This is a genomic window from Alteromonas sp. ALT199, from assembly GCF_018619335.1.
Taxonomy (GTDB): Bacteria; Pseudomonadota; Gammaproteobacteria; order Enterobacterales; family Alteromonadaceae; genus Alteromonas.
Genome location: NZ_JAHHDX010000126.1, coordinates 20005 through 37686, shown reverse-complemented (window position 1 = coordinate 37686; position 17682 = coordinate 20005). Strand labels below are relative to the sequence as shown.

Below are 17682 nucleotides of genomic sequence, written 5' to 3'. Positions count from 1 at the left end.
CCATGAGATGCTTCGCGTTGGCGTTAGGGTTAATTTTTTCGACGTTCGTTTTCGCAAAGCAATCAGGAGCGCCTTACGAGCTAACGCTTGATGAGGTAAAGGCTTGGTCACCTACTTCCTCGTTAGCAGCCCCGGATAATATTGCGGTTACGCCGTTAGCGAAGCGGGTCAGTGCTCCTCTACCTCACCAAATAAACGAGACTCCCGCGAGAGTACTTTATGCCCCCGATGGCATGAACAATTTTGCAAATGCCCAATATCCCTTAGACGGCAGTGAACACTATATCTTTAACCATTGGCCAAATATTGACATTTTAAACTGGTTCGCTGGTACGGCCGAAAAAACCGTACAGATACCCTCAAGAGCCTGGGTAGATAAAGCCCATGAGAACGGTGTTAAAGTGCTAGGTTCTGTATTCTTAGCGGTCGCTAGATGGGGAGGAAATCCCGATACTATAGCTCAACTAGTCGAGCAGGACGAAAAGGGACGTTTTGTTTACGCAGACCGCCTTATTTCGATAGCAAAATACTATAACTTTGATGGCTGGTTAATTAATCAAGAAACCGACCTTACCGTCATCAAAGACGAAGACAATGCGTTAGTTGAAGATACGTTTGATAATGTTCGCGGTAAAGAACTTGCAAATAAAATGCGTCTCTTTATGCAGTATCTGACGGCCAATTCACCTAAAAATATGGAAGTACACTGGTACGACTCTATGCTGATGAATGGAAAGGTCAGGTGGCAAAATATGCTTAATGCACAAAATGCTATGTTCCTACAGCAAGAAAAACGTACCAGTGATGCTATTTTTATTAATTATTGGTGGGACGAAGCAATGGTTGACGATAGTGTCGACTATGCTTACGCGATAGGACGTAGTCCATATGATGTTTTTATGGGCGTTGACTTATGGCCTGACCGCAATGCTCAGCGTGCCTTTAGTCGCAATGAATGGTTAGAGTGGTTATTTGATAAAGCCACTGCAAAAACATCAATTGCATTATTTGCACCTAACGTAAACTTTAATTTTTCTGGTAACAGCCATACCCCCGCCTTTGCTAATTTAAGCGCAAATCCTGAGAATGTGCTTGCTTTTCATAATACTGAGCAGCGACTGTTTAACGGCGACGACCTTAACGTGCTGACGACTGACACAAAAGGATTTAAGGGTGTTGCTGCATGGTTGCCGGCCAAAACCACTATTTTGTCTCTTCCTTTCAGTACTTATTTTAATGTTGGGCACGGAAAGAAGATGTTCAAAAATGGCCACCTTATAGGCGACGCATGGACAGATATTTCCCAGCAATCAATACCTCCAACATGGCACTTTGCAGTAGATGGCGATGATATTGAGGTTAACTATACCTTTGAAGACGCTTATCAAGGAGGAAGTGCGTTACGTATACACGCAAACGGTCCCGCTAACGCCACCGTACCCCTGTATAAAATTTTGGGTCAGTTATCGAGTACCCCAGCGTTGAGTGTTGTCAGTAAAGGTGAAGCAGACATGGTCTCTGTCATCGTTGAATATACTAATGGTACGACAAAAACGTTTCCTTTATCTAAAAGCCCGTCGTGGAAAGAGCATATATTTAAGCTAGCGCCTGATAGTGCGGCATCACTAAGCAGCATTAGCATTAACGTAAGTTCGACGGCTGAATCAACCGGCCTTATTGGTGCTATTGCAGTATCACGATAAGTCATTTTTCCTTTTTAACTAATTTTGAGGGTGCAGTATTTGCACCTTTCGTAAGGCTACTATGTCATCAAACACTTTTTTTCCTAACCGAGTTAATCAATCGCTCTGTGGTGGATGGAAATTCCGCCAAGCAAATACGAGTATGTGGTACGACGCCCAAGTGCCTGGCTGCAACTTTACTGATTTGCATGAAAACGGGTTAATTGAAGACCCTTTCTATCGTGATAATGAAACAAAGCTTCAGTGGATAGAGCAAAACGATTGGGTTTATAAAACAACCTTTCGCCTAGATGACACTTTGCGTCAGTTCGATGAAATTGCATTGGTAGCTGAAGGTCTTGATACCTTCTGCGATGTCTACCTTAATGGACACCTGTTAGGCGTGAGTGAAAACATGTTTGTTCAACGTCGTTTTCTATGCAAAGCGCATTTGCTCGATGAAGAGAACACACTTGAACTGTATTTTCACTCACCGATTAAAACTGTTCGTCCTTACTACGAAGAAGCGGGATTCGCTTACCCTGCAGAAAATGACAAATCTGAGGATAAGTTAAGTGTCTATTGCCGTAAAGCTCCCTGCCATTTTGGCTGGGACTGGGGGCCGCGTTTTGTCACCAGTGGTATTTATTTACCTATTTACCTACAAGGGGTAACGCCGGTAAGAATTACGGATGTACAGGTTTCACAAGTTTCTCTAACGGATGAGAAAGCGGTTATAGATATCATTTCTACGCTAGAAGGTGAGGATGCGCAGTTAACCACCCCACAAGTTAAGATTAACCAAGAAGCTTTTGTTACCAATAGCGAAGTTGAGGTTCAACAAGACCTTGTTGTAATTACCCAGCGCGTTGAAATAGATGCCCCGAGACGCTGGTGGCCCAATGGTATGGGCGACGCTTATCTTTATAATTTAGAGGTCACGCTTTCAAACGCGACAGACACGTTTGAAACAAGGTTTGGTCTTCGCACGGTGGAAGTAGTGAATGAAAACGACGCCCAAGGGCAGTCGTTTTACCTTAAAGTCAATGGACATCCTGTGTTCATGAAGGGCGCAAACTACATTCCTTCAGATAGCTTTATACATCGCGTGGACGACGCAAGGCTAGAGCAAGAATTCGCTTCGGTGGTGTCGGCGAATATGAATATGTTGCGCGTTTGGGGTGGCGGAGTTTATCAAACTAAGCGGTTTTATGAATTGGCTGACCAAAATGGTGTACTCATTTGGCAAGACTTCATGTTCGCCTGTACGCTATATCCAGGCGATGAAGCGTTTTTAAACAACGTTAAAGAAGAGGCTACGCAACAAGTAAAACGTCTACGCAACCATCCTTGTATAGCGCTGTGGTGTGGAAACAATGAAGTTGATATGGCCATCAAACATTGGGATTGGGCGGATAAGTTTGGCTACAATGACGACGTTTTTGCGAAACTAAAAAAAGATTACACTAGGCTTTTTGATGTATTGCTGAGAAACGTGGTTAACTCCTTAGACAGCCAGCGCTATTATGTTCGCTCCTCGCCCATTTCTTTTTGGGAAGAAGACGCTGATCATATCGCCAATCACCATTACTGGGGGGTTTGGCATGGAGAAGAACCCTTTAGTGAATATCAAAAGCGCGTACCGCGTTTTATGACAGAGTATGGATTTCAAAGCTTTCCGTTAAAAGCGTCGATAGACAAGTTTACACTTGCAAAAGATCAAGCGCTTACTTCTCCTGTTATGACTGTTCACCAAAAACATCCCCGCGGCAATGGTCTTATTGCTTCCTATATGGATGGCGTGTACCCCAGCGCGCGCACATTTGAACACTTGGTGTATCTTAGCCAAGTTCAGCAAGCCGAAGGATTAAAATTAGCCTTCGATGCCCACCGTAGGGCGAAACCTTATTGTATGGGCACCTTGTATTGGCAACTCAATGACACCTGGCCAGCTGCTTCGTGGTCGGGCATTGATTATTACGGTAAGTGGAAGGCGCTTCACTATCAGGCGAAAAGAAGCTTCGCCCCCCTCTCTCTTACAATAGAAGAGCTTGAACCGGATGAATTTTCTATTTTTCTGTTAAACGACACACTTACAACTCAGCGGGGAGATTGCGTTATTAACGTTAAAACCCTCGATGGCCTACTTCTATATTCTTCTGTGGTTGAGGTTACCGCGCCGGCTAATGAGAACGGGCCAATTGTAGATATGGCGTTGAATCAGACGTTATCCTCAATAAAAAGGGATAGTGCTTATATTGAAGCAGTGTTTCGTCCCCAGGGCGGTTCTACTCTAGTCAGTAATCATTTCTTCCTTGCGCCGCCAGTAGCTCAAAAGCTAGCGCGACTGGATGTTGATATTGACGTCCAAGTTCAAGAACAGCGCCTTGCAATTACATTAACGGCAAAGTCAGTAGTTAGACAACTTTATGTTGAATTGGAAGGAAGTCATGTTCAGTTCGATGATAATTTTATCGACCTTTTGCCAGAACAACCTAAAACACTTACAGCTTCGTTAGGTGAAAGCTTCGCTAGCGATATGAATGAGGTGCGTTCATCGCTTTCCCTACTCAGTCTTAACGACTGCCTGGAGGCACCGTGCAGTTAGCGAGTATTGATATAGCAATTATACTTGCCTATCTTGCGGGGACGTTAGGGTTAGGCTTATATATATCGCGACTTGCCAGTAAAAACATGGGGTCGTATTTCTTGGCTGGAAACCGGATCCCTTGGTGGGCGCTAGGTGTATCGAATGCGTCAGGTATGTTTGATATAGCTGGCACTATGTGGCTTGTATCCGTTTGTTTTGTGTATGGACTCAAGAGCGCTTGGTTACCTTGGGTGTGGCCAATTTTTAATCAAATATTTTTGATGATTTACCTTTCAGTCTGGCTTCGTCGTTCAAACGTTATGACGGGGGCCGAATGGCTGCAAACACGGTTTGGCAAAACCCGGGAAGCGAAATGGTGTCAGTTTATCGTTATATTATTCGCTTTGGTTAGTGCTGTTGGCTTTATTGCTTATGCATTTAAAGGTATAGGGAAGTTTGCGGAAATCTTTTTTCCGTGGGACCTGTCTGCGGATAATTACGCCTTAATTATATTCTCCGTCACCGTGTTGTACGTGATTAAAGGGGGAATGTATTCCGTTGTCTTTACTGAAGTTTTGCAGTTTGTATTGATGACCATCGCGGCGATAGCCGTGGGAATAATCGCCATGTCGTTAGTTACCCCAGAGCAAATTAAGCGGCAACCCCAGATGGTTGGGATACTTTGCTCTTCTCATGGCGACTTGACCTAAATTGGTCCGGTGTTATTGATAGCGTTAATCAAAAAATACAGCAAGACAACATGGAGTTGTTTGGGCTAATGATTATGATGATGCTTTTCAAAGGGACGTTAACAAGCATGGCGGGGCCCGTTCCCAGCTATGATATGCAGCGAATATTAGCCACAAAGTCACCTAAAGAGGCAGCTAAAATGAGTGGCCTTGTTTCCTTGGTAATGTTTTTTCCTCGCTACATGATGGTCACTGGGTTAACCGTATTAGCACTGGTTTATCTTGGCCCCGATATTCAGCTTGCAGGCGGAGGGTTTGATTTCGAACAGGTGCTTCCTTACGCGATCACAGAATTCGTTCCTATAGGATTAAAAGGCTTATTGATTGCCGGTTTGCTGGCCGCATTTATGTCCACCCTAGCGGCATCTTTAAATGCTGCCCCAGTTTACTTCGTAAACGATGTATACAAACGTTACATAAAGCCAAATCAAAGCGAACGTACCTATGTAAAAGTCAGCTATGTAGTGTCTTTAGTCTTGGTTATTATCGGGGTGGTAGTGGGCTTATTCCTAGACAGTATAAACGACATTATGCAGTGGATCTTCGGCGCTCTGTTTGGCGGTTACGCTGCCGCTAACTTACTTAAATGGCATTGGTGGCGTTTTAATGCCGGCGGTTATTTTTGGGGTATGTTGACGGGGTTGGTGGCAGCGTTAATATTCCCCCTAGCCATGCCTGATCTCCACCCATTAATGGCATTTCCTTACCTGCTATTGGTAAGTGTTGCCGGATGCATACTAGGAACGCTTTTAACCAAAGCTGACGATATTGAGCATATAAGTGAATTTTATCGCCAAGTACGTCCATGGGGCGTGTGGAAACCTATCAAAGATAAATTGTTGAGTCAGAACCCTTCTATTGAAGTTAAGGCAACGCCTGGCAGAGATTTAACCAATGTGGCCGTAGGCGTCGTGTGGCAGCTTTCTTTAGTCGTCGCACCTATTTATCTAATCATCCAAAATTGGGACGGGGTATTTTTCTCGCTGTTAATTACTGTACTGACCTCAATATTCCTCAAATTTAATTGGCTTAACAAGTTGGACGAAAACTAAAATGAAACGAATATCATTGTGTATTTTATTAAGTATGTCGGTAGTAGCATGCGCTAATCAAGCAAACCATACGTCGACCCAATATGCACAGAAGCATGATGGCGTGCTCGAATATGTAGACCCTATGATTGGTACAGGCGGGCACGGTCATACCTTCCCCGGCGCTGTTGTGCCCTTCGGAATGGTCCAGCTTAGTCCAGATAATCCTTCTAAGGGATGGGATTGGACATCGGGCTATCATTATTCAGATGATACGCTTTTAGGGTTTAGCCATACCCATTTATCTGGTACAGGTGTAGGAGACTTACTGGATATTCTGTTTATGCCATTTAGAGGGGATTATGCAAAGCGGGAGAAAGACGAAAAAGGGAGAATTTACACGTCTTATAGTCATGCGGATGAAGAGGCGTTGCCCGGTTACTATTCGCTGCGCTTAAATGATGAGAAAGTTACCGCAGAACTCACTGCTACTACTCGAACAGGTGCGCACAAATATACCTTTTCAGGTGAAGAAAACGCAAAAGTGCTTATTGATCTAGAGTATGCACAAAACTTTGATAAACCTGTAATGACGTTTATTCGTGTAGATGATGAACATACGATTAGCGGGTATCGACTGTCTACAGGCTGGGCGAAAAAGCAGCCTATTTACTTTACAGCTACGTTTAATCAAGCGTTTAGTCATCAGTTATATCAAAGCAACACTCCTGTAAAAGGCGATCAGCTAACTGCTGAGAGTACAAAGGTAGTACTGGATTTCGGCAACATTGATAACACCGCGTTAGAGGTTAACGTGGCACTATCTTACACGAGTATTGAAAACGCGAGGTTGAATTTAGAACACGAGGTAAATGGCGCTGACTTTAACACCTTAGCCAGAAAGGCATCAAAATTATGGCGTGAACAACTCGAGAAATTTGCCATTCACGACGATAATGAAACGGATAAAAGGAAGTTTTATACTGCGCTTTATCACTCTTTTCTCGCCCCCCAGCATATCGGCGATGTAGACAATAAAGCGTATGGCGCTGATGGAAGCGTGCATCAAGAGTCTTTCGAACGGTACTCGCTGTTTTCATTATGGGACACCTTTAGAGCGCTTCATCCGTTGCTAACCATATCTAACCCAGAAAGAGTCGATGGTATGGTTAAATCTATGCTAAGTTTTTATGAGGAAACAGGTTTATTACCTTCATGGGACCTCATGTCCAACGAAACCGATGTAATGATAGGATATCACGCGGTGCCTGTTATTGTGGATGCATATCTTAAAGGGTTAACTAATGTAGATGGCGAGCTATTATTAGAAGCTAGTATTGCGTCGGCTACTCAAGATAGATTTGGCATAGACTTATTTGAACAATACGGTTATGTACCCTCAGAACTCGAAGTAGAAGCGGTATCTAAAACCCTTGAGTATGCTTATGACGATTGGGCTATCGCTACCCTTGCCGCTAAATTAGGAAAAAATGAAATAGCCCAGCGCTATTTTAAACGTAGCAACGCATATAAGACACTTTTCGACAAATCAACTGGCTTTATGAGAGGTAAAACTGCTCAAGGAGACTGGGTGACGCCTTTCAACCCTACTTATGTAGAGCATCGTAAGACTGACTACACAGAAGCCAATGCTTGGCAATACAGCTTTTTTGTTCCTCACGATGTAAATGGCCTAATCGAACTATATGGCAGCAAGCAAGCGTTTACTAGCAAACTAGACACGCTGTTTTCAACAAGTTCAGATATGCAAGGCGATGTTTCGCCTGATATATCAGGGCTTATTGGTCAATACGCCCACGGAAACGAGCCGGTGCACCATGTTGCTTACCTTTATGCATGGACGGATACACCTCATAAGGGCGAAGAAAGGATAAAAGAAATTAGAGATACTATGTATTTGGCGCAGCCTGACGGGTTAGCCGGAAACGACGATGTGGGTCAAATGTCAGCATGGTATGTATTTAGTGCCCTAGGGTTCTATCCTGTTAATCCGGCAAATGGAGAGTTCGTGCTTGGAACACCTGAATTTGAACAGGTCGACCTGAATTTAGGTGGTAATACTTTCACTATTAAAGCTGATACGCAGGCTGGCAACGATTATGTTCAGCAGGTAACCCTTAACGGTGAAAAGGTAGGGAGATCAGTCTCTTATAAGCAAATTATGGCTGGTGGGGAGCTTGTTTTCGAAATGGGAGATACCTTACCTTAACCTAAGCTACGTAGTGTGATTGCGCAAAAATAAATGAGAGTATTAATTTTACTTTATCTCGGCGTAATCACACTACGTTTTTATTTAGTGTACCCTCGCTGTACGAGTTTTGAACTGTCCAATATAACCATGCTTCAATAATTATCACCACTTGGCCTTTCGATATTTTGTTCTCTAATATCTTCAAACTTCTGTGGAAGTGCTTTTTTAGTTACGTACTATGGAAATGCGATATCCAACAGATATGGCATCCGAGCTGATTTATAGTTGGTCATTTTGTTTTTGAAGTCGCCATCATCTTTAATGTCATATGACGTAGTTTTTATCTAAAAAAGCTCAATCTTTTTTAGTATATCAACGCGAACAGACATCGAGTCATATTGAAGAGCTGCTTCAAAGATAACGACATTGTCACTTTTTAATAGCTGATACGTTCGGGCAAGTGCATCTTCTTTGTCTAGCGTTTCAATATAGTACTACCGGGGGAATAGTGTTTAACTAGCTCACCGACCTGATAGCCACCGTCAGCAAGTGCCTTAGAAAAGTGTCGCCCAGTAAGATATTTTCATGACCTTTGTCATCAATATATAAAGGTTTAGTGGGGCACTCACACGAGAGTCTGAACTTGCTGTTAATAAGCATTAGCATGGAAAATGCTTATCCCTGACGAAATATTTAGCCCTATTTCGGAAATAGTTGATCAATGATTAACTTACAACGGTTATTGAACACGAATCGCTATTAAATATTGGGGGGCTTTGATTGGACCGACACTCGGCCGACACGCTCGCGTGGCAAATTCGTGAACTTCAGACACAAAAAAACCGACTTTAAGTCGGTTTGGGTATCTTCTTTAGAAGAAGATGGTACCAGTGGGCGGACTTGAACCGCCACGCTATCGCTAGCAGCGGATTTTGAATCCGCCATGTCTACCAATTCCATCACACTGGCATTGTGTATGGTTATCAACGTGGTGTTGATGCTTGGCATTATAGCGATGCGGCGCGCCTATACAACAACTTTTTGTGCTTTTTATGATTAAGTGCCGAAAGATTGTTCAAAAGCAGGTTTGGCTGAATCTATTTCTCGAGTAATCAAGGGCACACGTACTTTTACCAACGCTGCAGCGTCCAGTTAATTGCTATAATCGCAATGATTGAAGACGCAATTGGCATAATGGCTTTTGAATACACTCTCGCGTTTCTAAGCGCAATGAGTACAGGTAGAAGCAGTGCAACTATGGCAAGTTGTCCTATTTCTACACCTAAATTAAAGGCGAGAACGTTCATCACTAAACTGCCCGTTTGGGCACTCAGATCGCCAAACACACTCGCGAATCCCATGCCATGAAGTAAGCCAAATCCAAAAGTGATAAACCTTAAACGCATGATAATAGGGTACACGTTGTTTAGCGCAGTAATGACCACTGAAATAGCAATGCCTAGCTCAACAATACGGCTATTAAGGGTAATAAAGTCCAGTGCCGTAGCAGTTAAAGTAATTGAATGCGCTAGCGTAAATGTACTGACCAAAATTACCGTACTTTTTATTATGTGCTTTTTGCTCTGTTCTTTTACCCAGCGTTTATTTTTTCTTAATAAGTTAACGGTCAGTAGTGTTGCGACTAAAAAAAGGATATGGTCTAGCCCAATAAAAATATGCCAAATACCTTGGTAAATCATCTCGCCAAATTGCGAAACCCAATGGTTGTTTTGAAGGGCTACAGTGATAAAGCCGCGCTCACCATCTAGAACGTGCACACTGGTTTGTTCATTAAGGGTGATGGAAGTAAGTAGTTTATGTGTAGGAAAGTCGCTCACTATACCTGTGTAATGAACCGATACTTCATTTAAAAAAGCGCAATTCACCGACAGCGGATATACCAGTAATGACTCTGCAGATATGTCACGTATAGTGGGAGGGGCAACACTAACGGTGCAACGTGTCTCGCTACCACGAATTATCAGGTGATTTTGAATGTAACCATTCGCTAGATTATGGTATCTATTAACTTCACCCCACGTCAGATTACCGTCATTATTAGTATCAAGCCCGGCAACTTGCCCAATGTCTTTGGGGTTCAACAAAAGTTCGCCTGATAGTGTCTCGTTAGATTCATTTTTAAGCGTTAAATAACCGTTGCTTAGCTCGTGAGAAAATGTTGAAAAACTAAAAGTCGCTACTAAAAGAAATACAACAAATCTAATCATAGTTTGTTCACTGAGGTGGTTAAAAACATTAAGCATTATTTGATACATCATTAGCTCGACGGGCTCGTTCTAAAAGGCTTTTGTCACTTATCGCTTGAGCGTACTGCCAATTAAGCTCAGCAAATCTAAGTGCTAGCGGATAATCAGGCTCTATGTCTAAAAAGTAGGTGGCAACTTGCGCTGCATGGGAGCTGTCTTCTCGCCACACTCGAATTTTCATGTTTTTTGACAGTTGAGATTGGACCATTGAAGACGTTATATCTTGTGCGCGTTCGGCCACTGCCCATTTCAAAAGCAAGCCGTCATCTGCTTTTTTGATATTGAGTACATAACGGGTAAGGGTGGTGGTAACAGCCTCATAATTTTCTAGTTGAAAATTAGCATCTGCCCAAACTAACATTGCACTTATTGGAAGTTCTTCAAACTCAGTTTGTGATAAATATTCAAGTGCTGCTTCGGCGTTACCAAGTTGCAGTGACATATCCGCAAGGACTTCGTAAAACCACTGGCGTTCAGCAGGCCGAGCATTACTGGTGTAATCTTCAAAGGCCTTAAGTTTTTGTAGCAACTTAGCCTGAGCGGTTTTCGAAAACTCAGCGTTTACTATACAAGTAAACGCAATCAGAAAGCTTGTTTTCCCTACCAATTTTTCGCAGTTTTCTTTTGCTCTTTTAGCGTCCCCTTGTTGCATGGCGATATCTGCCATAAGCAAGTAAGCTGCCGGCGAGTGAAAGTGAGTGATTTGCTTTAGGTGTTCTTGGGCCTGGTCAAATCTATGAATGCCTTGTAATAAGCGCGCTTCTAATATTACTAAGCGCTCTTGTTGCCCTGCATTTAACGATGTAAAGTTTGCTCGCATTGAATTGGTAAAACGAGTTACACGCTCTCTTTCGTTGCCTTTTGAAGAAATATAGCGGCTCGATGAAAGCAATTTTTCTGCTTCATTTGTATTTGCTATCGATAACTGTTGAGGTTTCCAGCTTGCGATAACGGTATCGAAATCAAGTTGTTGCGATTGGGCATATGTGAAAGAAGTCGAGAGGGCTATCGATACGCCTGCTAGACCAAATTTCAGCGCTGAGTGCTTTGCAAACTTCATTGCTACTTCCTTAAAAAAAGCCTTCCCTGGCTTTACGGTTGACACTAGTTTTGTACTAACAAGTCTCTATCGTTTGATACGCTCTATTGGTCTATCAATAAGTCATCAAATGTAGAGTCGTTAGCATCTTGGGTGAACTCTCGTCCATTTATTGGTAAAGGTTCATCAGTTGGCGCTTGATAGAAGGCGTCGCGGGTATAGCTAGAGAACGATACCTGCTGGGCTTCTATGGTTATGCTGACACTCGCCGTCACCTCTGGATTTACGCCGTCAGACACAGTAAAGGTAAAGCTATCGCTCCCTGTTACTTGGGCTTTTGGCGTATAAGTAAAGGTGCCATCTGTATTTACTTCGGCACTCCCTAAACTGCCGTTTTCACCAAGGCCAAAGGTTAGCGCGTCGCCATCTTCATCGGTTGCTGTTAACGTGCCATCAAACGCAATATCTGCCTGCGTTGTCAGCATTTGGTCAACGGCAACTGGCGCTACATTTTCTTCTGGCGCTTGATAGTTGTTATCGTCGTCACTGTCGAAACAACCAGAAAGCGCTAATACCAGTCCTGAAGCAATCCACATACGGTGTTGTTGGCGTTTAACATACGATTGCTTTTTAGGCGTGGTCTTGTCACTTTTCTTACTCAATAACCTAATCTTAAAATACATGATGGGTCTCCTTATTCAGAGCCAGCAAGTGGTGTTTTTAGGTATGGGAATGACGTGTCAATCATGCTTGCATCTACAGGTGCGCCGTCAGTGAATGGTACATTACCTACACTCGCGTCCTCTGGTGCGCAAAGGCCCAAGTCGGTGTCTTCGCCCGCAACTGGAATGGGGTAGCATAAGCGACCCATCACTACGCGAAGCGCAATATCAACTACATCATCTCCTGGGCGGCGGCCGTTAGGGAAGCCCGCTAAGTCATCGCCTGCCACTCCAAATGTTGACTGTGATTCGGCTGGTGTTGCTGGTATACCTGTGTTTAGGCGCAGCATTTCTGATGCTGTTACAGTGGCTTGCTGGTTAACGCCTGGGAAGCCAGTAAGGAACGCTGTTACTAAGTCCATGCGTGGGAAGTTAGTAGGCGCAAGGGTCTCAATATCAGTACCCAGTGTAGTATTCACTGCATCTTTAAAGAGAATGTTAAGCAGCTCTGGTAACGATGGGTGAGTAACGTAATCGGCAAATTGACCGTCTGCACTTGGATGAGAGCTAGAAAATTTATCTTTATCCCCAATACCAATAACAAGCTCGTTAACTAGCGGGCTACCTAATCGAGACACTTGTGTCATTGCACCGCCGTTGGTTTCAGGTTTCGCGAAAGTGGCATCTGGGTTAAGAATGCGTGCCTGAGGTAAGCTTGCTGTCGTCCAGCTACCAATTACACCATTGCCTTCACCCGTAACGCACGTCTTTGGTACTTCAATAGATAACGCTGTGACGTTTTTATCAACTAAATCATCATTCATCGCGCTTTGCGTAATGCCGCCAGGGAAGCCTTCGCCATCGCCTGCGCCCGGTGCGCTATCGCCCTCAACAGGTACATAATTTACTAGGTCAAATGTTTTGCCCAAGTTAACAACGAATGAGTCTTTACGCTGGCCAACAAACACTTTTGCCATATCATCACACCCAGGGATACTGAACGAGTAAATAAAACTTTCAGCATAGCGCGCGTATTCCGCTTCACTGGTGAAGGTTTTATTGCCGATGTAATCAAGGGGCTTTTTGAACATGTCGCCCATAGCCGGTGTAAGCATGGTGCGATTGCCGGTTTGCATGTCGCCGCGTACCATAGTAAGGCTATACATTTCTGAGAAATTAGCAGCGCTTGAATCGTCTGCGCTGATACCACCTACATTTTTAAGTGGTACTTTCACCATTTTTTGCTCGCCTTCAGGACCAATTGGCAAAGCAATGCCTTCGTTATCGGCAGCAAGCTCATTATTAAATTGAAAAACAAAGCTGATGTCTTCTACCGCATCACCGTCGCTGTCGATATGAATGGCATAGTGTGCATTCGGATCCATTGCAAAATAATTAGGGCCACCGTAGGCATCTTGCAGTGGAATATAGTTTGCGATGAAGGTCACATAGTCTTCACGGCCCTGTTCATAACTATTGAAAGCATAAAAGTCGGTGCTATCTAAGGCTGGGTGGCGAGTGATGTTAGGTGCTTCTCGGTGACTTGACGCTATTGCGCCTGCGGTTACGGCTGCACATGTCACAGCGATAGCCAGTGACAAAGTTCTGCGTTTAAATTGGATCATGTCGAGTCTCTCTGTTTTTATGAGTTCAGAAGACCAAACGACTGAGGTTTCACCTTAGATGCAAAAAATGTTTAAAAAATTAAAATAAAGTTTTTGTTAAGTGTAAAAAGTGGATTGTCGTGAGACAGGGGAAGAGGACTTGATAGAAGCAAAAGGCCACGTTTGGTGGCCTTGTGGGGTGCTGCTGGGTGCGTGAAATTACACAGACACAATGGGTGCTATGTAGAGAACTTCGGTTGGAGCCCCCGTTACCGAGCCGCCAGGTGCTTCCAAGCTCACTGCTAACGCCGCGATACTTTGATCTAGCAATATATCGGGTGTTGCGCGCGTGTCGCCATTGACTTCAGGCATTAAGCCTAGGGAAATTGGTGCTTCACCGTTTGCCGGCACCATCCAAAGCTCATAGTCTTTGTTTGCTAACGCCACAAATGCATCGGTGACTTTAACGTTCATAGTCGTGTTAGAAACTTCTATCACCCACAATGGCGTGTTATCAGTATTGTTGACTACGGCAATATGGGAAACCTCTGAAGTAGGCACAGGTTGCATGACGAAAAGCAATACGGCCAACACCATTGCAGCAGCTGTGGATATGAATGATAAGGTCTTCCAGCGCTTCTGTTTTTCTTGCTCAAGATTAACAACATTGTCGCTACTTGGCTTAGCATTAGTCGTTTGATCGACAAACTCTGTATCACTGGCCGCCTTGTGGCCAAGCTTTATTTGTATGTTCTCCCACACGCTGTCAGGCGGCGTGACCGGAGGCAAGGTTTCAGCAAACCCAGTAAGGTATTGCTCCCATTGCGCGGTTGCATCGCTAACAGACTGATACTGCATCATTAACTTTTGATAGCGTGTTCGTGCTTTGCCGCGTAGCGTTCCAACTACATATTCAGCGGCGAGGGCGTTTAATCGCTCTTTTTTTAAATAATTCATAGTGATAGGCACCTCTGCAAGCTTTGCAAGCCTCGTCTTATCCAGCTTTTAATGGTTCCAAGTGGTGACGCCAAGTGAGTCACAACTTCTTGATGTGACATACCGTTCACATAGGCTAAATGGATAGCCTGACGCTGCGGTCCATCAAGTTCATCTAAACAAGAGGCTAATTTTGCTTGTTCTGCCTCTAACTTTATTGATTGTGTGGTTTCCATACCTGACGGTGCGTCATCATTTAATTCGACTTCATTTCTTACATTGTGATAGCGAATTAAATCAAGTGCACGATAGCGAGCAATACTGACCATCCACGTGAGTACTGTGCCTTTGCCCCGCTGATAGTTCCCCGCGTTGTGCCAAATTTTGATATAGGCGTCCTGGGTGGCTTCGTCAGCAAGTTCAGGACGTTTCAAAAGCTTTAAGGCAACAGCGTAAAGCTGACCACTTGTTAATTCATAAAGCTTTGCGAACGCTTCTTTATTTCCCTCTGCTGTTTTGCACAGCAGCGGAAATAGGGTTTCATGTTCCATAGGTGCTCCTATTATTATCATTATGGCGCGGCCATTTGTGTGTGGCTTTTAAGTCTAAGCATGCTACTTTCTAAAGTAGCACGCTTTATGTACAACTGCCTGAATGGTTACTCAATTGAGCCCGAAGGCTCCTTAGCAGTCAGCAAACAAAACCTTGGTGTTCTAATATTTCATTGAAAACGTAAGACGAATATTTCTTGGTTCAACAGGGTGGTAGTGTAAATCCTCAACACCGTCTTCAGGCTCACCCGGTAAGCGTGATGCATAGAAGTAGTCAATATCGTGATCGTCGCTATCTAAAACGTTGAGTACTTCTAACGTTACGTCCCATGATGGCTGACGGTACGCAACTTGCGCATTCATTAAAAATGTCGAGGGTGGTGAGATATCATCGAAACTTTCAACTGTACGAGAGCTTAAATAGCGGCCACGTAAGGTAGTACTAAACCCCAATTGATTGCTTCGTTGGTAATAGGTTATACCTGCACTGACTACTCCCGGCACTGTTCCGTCTATATGGCGACCTTCGCCTTCAACGCTGTCGCTAAATCGTGCTTTCGTCCATGCTGCTTCAATGTCCGTGGTTATGTGATGGCTAATCCAGTAATAGGCACTCACTTCAATGCCGTGTCGCTCAGAGGGACGGCTAGCCTCGGTAAAACCGGCGTCGCCCACGTATACCAGTTCGCTATCAAGCTCTAAGCGCCACAGCGCCGCAGATAGGTTGTAAGTTTTGTTGTCGGTGTAGTTAACACCCGCTTCATAGCCAAGACTTTTTACTAGTAAAGGCGCTGGTTCGGTAGCGTCACCGCTTACCGGGTCTATGCTAATGGTTGCTCCTCGCGCATCATTAGAATGAAAGCCCTGACCAATATTGGCAAACGCGGTAAGTACTTCAGAAACGCTATATTTTAAGCCAGCCTTGAGTGTAAACAAGCCATCGCTTTTGTTACCTGAATTAGCATCAAGGTTACTTGTTACATCAACATCAAAATAATCGTATCGACCACCTAATGACAGACTAAGAGTATTACTTAATACAATGTTTGACTGAGCAAAAAGGGCATAGCTATTGCTGTCTATTTCATCTTCTCGGATTGTGCCAAAGCGGCTTAAGTTTTGGGTGCGATATAAGCCTACATTATCGATATCGTCAAAACGCCACTGACCGCCAAGGGTAATACTGCTCCCGTTTGTAATGGCTAAGGGCAGGGTAGTGAATATTTCGCCGCCATAGATTTTTCTGTCATCAGCTTGTTCAAACTGATCGCCTCGCTCAGGGTTATCAAGGAAATAGGTGAAATTTGAAAACAAACTAAGCTCAGTGTCTATGGCATAAAGCGAAGCATTCCATGAATCACTGGTGTAGTTTGCAGATAAACTATACCGAGCAGATTCACCGCCAACTTGGGTGTCGATAGAGCCAAGTCGGTCTATTAAGCCGCCTTGGATAGCGCGTTCTGGAACTTGGTCAGCGCCATTCCAGCTATTGTCGTAAGCCATCCCTGTTACAGAGAGTTGGCCGTCAAGCAAGGGTGTAATATAACGGATGTGTGCGTTTTTCTTTTTTACGTCTTCGTTAACGTCAGTCCAGGGTCCGCCATAAGTTTGATATTCGAGCGCCGAAATAACGCGGCTTTCTCCAGCTTCAAAATGGTTTAATGCAACAGCGCGTTTAAACCCATATTCGCCTAAGCCTAAGAACAATTGGTTTTGTTCAAGAGAGTCTCGCAAGTTGAAGAAAGCGCCGCCAGCACTAGAAAAATCGCCTATGTTGGCGTAATAGGTACCTTTGAAATAGCTAAGGTTGTCGATAAATTCAGGAATGATGAAGTTAAGGTCGCTGTAGCCTTGACCGTGACCATGGCTTCGCATATTTACCGGCATCCCATCTACGCTCACCGTGAAGTCAGTACCATGGTCAAGGTTAAATCCACGCAGGAAGTACTGATTAGCTTTGCCCGAACCGCTATGCTGGGTCACCATCATGCCTGGGATAAATTCCAGTATTTCACCGGCGCGAAGCATAGGGCGCTCAACCAATGTGTCACCAGACACCCAGCCCTGCGAAGCAGAGATAAACTCTCCGTCTTTTACCGTCGAATCACCACGTACCCGAATGTGCTCAATATCACTTTCTGGGTCATCTAGTGCCAAAGCGGGTGCAATAGTAAGTGCAAGTGAGCTTGCTATAAGTGTTTTTACTAAAGTTATTTTTGTCACCGTAATTTACTTCCATCATCCGTTTGTAAGTGTAATAACGGTTAACTATTACGGTTAGATGCAAAAAACCTTAAATTTTATCGAAGGTAAATCGGGAGGTTACAGCTTCATTAAAAGACAGTAAGTGTCATTTATG

Annotated in this window: 12 protein-coding genes and 1 tRNA gene; 5 read left to right on the top strand and 8 right to left on the bottom strand. The window is 44.0% G+C overall.

The features are described 5' to 3' along the window. Positions 1-2 precede the first annotated feature (2 nt). The 5 genes from KL866_RS13910 to KL866_RS13895 all read left to right on the top strand — a co-directional run bounded on the left by KL866_RS13910 (position 3) and on the right by KL866_RS13895 (position 8282). Positions 3-1703: an endo-beta-N-acetylglucosaminidase gene (locus KL866_RS13910; RefSeq protein WP_214995540.1), complete on the top strand. Its 1701-nt coding sequence runs from the start codon at positions 3-5 to the stop codon at positions 1701-1703. A 61-nt stretch (positions 1704-1764) separates the two neighbouring features. Beyond that, positions 1765-4290: a glycosyl hydrolase 2 galactose-binding domain-containing protein gene (locus tag KL866_RS13905; protein WP_214995538.1), complete on the top strand. Its 2526-nt coding sequence runs from the start codon at positions 1765-1767 to the stop codon at positions 4288-4290. After that, entirely contained in the window at positions 4281-4982 is a 702-nt protein-coding gene (locus KL866_RS20655) for a sodium:solute symporter family transporter (protein WP_409173988.1), read from the top strand. Before KL866_RS13905 ends, KL866_RS20655 begins: the two co-directional genes overlap by 10 nt. Beyond that, on the top strand, positions 4955-6073 hold the full coding sequence (locus KL866_RS20650; protein WP_409173987.1) for a sodium:solute symporter family transporter: 1119 nt from the start codon (positions 4955-4957) through the stop codon (positions 6071-6073). The genes KL866_RS20655 and KL866_RS20650 overlap by 28 nt, the downstream gene beginning before the upstream one ends. Position 6074: 1 nt before the next feature. Next, on the top strand, positions 6075-8282 hold the full coding sequence (locus tag KL866_RS13895; protein ID WP_214995536.1) for a GH92 family glycosyl hydrolase: 2208 nt from the start codon (positions 6075-6077) through the stop codon (positions 8280-8282). An 864-nt stretch (positions 8283-9146) separates the two neighbouring features. Here KL866_RS13895 and KL866_RS13890 read toward each other — a convergent pair. The 8 genes from KL866_RS13890 to KL866_RS13855 all read right to left on the bottom strand — a co-directional run bounded on the left by KL866_RS13890 (position 9147) and on the right by KL866_RS13855 (position 17546). Further along, positions 9147-9233, bottom strand: a tRNA-Leu gene (locus KL866_RS13890). A 161-nt stretch (positions 9234-9394) separates the two neighbouring features. Continuing rightward, the gene (locus KL866_RS13885; RefSeq protein WP_251140056.1) at positions 9395-10492 is read right to left on the bottom strand and encodes a HupE/UreJ family protein; all 1098 of its coding nucleotides are present in this window, start codon (positions 10490-10492) and stop codon (positions 9395-9397) included. A 28-nt stretch (positions 10493-10520) separates the two neighbouring features. Next, complete coding sequence (locus tag KL866_RS13880; protein WP_025256337.1) at positions 10521-11591, bottom strand: hypothetical protein; 1071 nt, start codon at positions 11589-11591, stop codon at positions 10521-10523. Positions 11592-11674: 83 nt separating this feature from the next. Beyond that, a complete protein-coding gene (locus KL866_RS13875; protein ID WP_214995534.1) occupies positions 11675-12253 on the bottom strand; it encodes an Ig-like domain-containing protein in 579 nt (192 codons plus the stop codon). An 11-nt stretch (positions 12254-12264) separates the two neighbouring features. Then, the gene (locus KL866_RS13870; RefSeq protein ID WP_214995532.1) at positions 12265-13857 is read right to left on the bottom strand and encodes a DUF4331 domain-containing protein; all 1593 of its coding nucleotides are present in this window, start codon (positions 13855-13857) and stop codon (positions 12265-12267) included. Between the two features lie 198 nt (positions 13858-14055). Then, positions 14056-14793 carry an anti-sigma factor domain-containing protein gene (locus KL866_RS13865; RefSeq protein WP_214995530.1) on the bottom strand — a complete coding sequence of 246 codons (738 nt, stop codon included), beginning with the start codon at positions 14791-14793 and terminating at the stop codon, positions 14056-14058. After that, the gene (locus KL866_RS13860; protein WP_214995528.1) at positions 14790-15323 is read right to left on the bottom strand and encodes a sigma-70 family RNA polymerase sigma factor; all 534 of its coding nucleotides are present in this window, start codon (positions 15321-15323) and stop codon (positions 14790-14792) included. Before KL866_RS13860 ends, KL866_RS13865 begins: the two co-directional genes overlap by 4 nt. Before the next feature lie 162 nt (positions 15324-15485). Then, complete coding sequence (locus KL866_RS13855; RefSeq protein WP_214995526.1) at positions 15486-17546, bottom strand: TonB-dependent receptor domain-containing protein; 2061 nt, start codon at positions 17544-17546, stop codon at positions 15486-15488. Positions 17547-17682: the final 136 nt, after the last annotated feature.

Excerpts from the sequence above, each read along its gene's own strand:
- KL866_RS13910 (WP_214995540.1), top strand. The coding sequence starts at position 3 with ATGAGATGCTTCGCGTTGGCGTTAGGGTTAATTTTTTCGACGTTCGTT.
- KL866_RS13905 (WP_214995538.1), top strand. The coding sequence starts at position 1,765 with ATGTCATCAAACACTTTTTTTCCTAACCGAGTTAATCAATCGCTCTGT.
- KL866_RS13895 (WP_214995536.1), top strand. The coding sequence starts at position 6,075 with ATGAAACGAATATCATTGTGTATTTTATTAAGTATGTCGGTAGTAGCA.
- KL866_RS13885 (WP_251140056.1), bottom strand. The coding sequence starts at position 10,492 with ATGATTAGATTTGTTGTATTTCTTTTAGTAGCGACTTTTAGTTTTTCA.
- KL866_RS13880 (WP_025256337.1), bottom strand. The coding sequence starts at position 11,591 with ATGAAGTTTGCAAAGCACTCAGCGCTGAAATTTGGTCTAGCAGGCGTA.
- KL866_RS13875 (WP_214995534.1), bottom strand. The coding sequence starts at position 12,253 with ATGTATTTTAAGATTAGGTTATTGAGTAAGAAAAGTGACAAGACCACG.
- KL866_RS13870 (WP_214995532.1), bottom strand. The coding sequence starts at position 13,857 with ATGATCCAATTTAAACGCAGAACTTTGTCACTGGCTATCGCTGTGACA.
- KL866_RS13865 (WP_214995530.1), bottom strand. The coding sequence starts at position 14,793 with ATGAATTATTTAAAAAAAGAGCGATTAAACGCCCTCGCCGCTGAATAT.
- KL866_RS13860 (WP_214995528.1), bottom strand. The coding sequence starts at position 15,323 with ATGGAACATGAAACCCTATTTCCGCTGCTGTGCAAAACAGCAGAGGGA.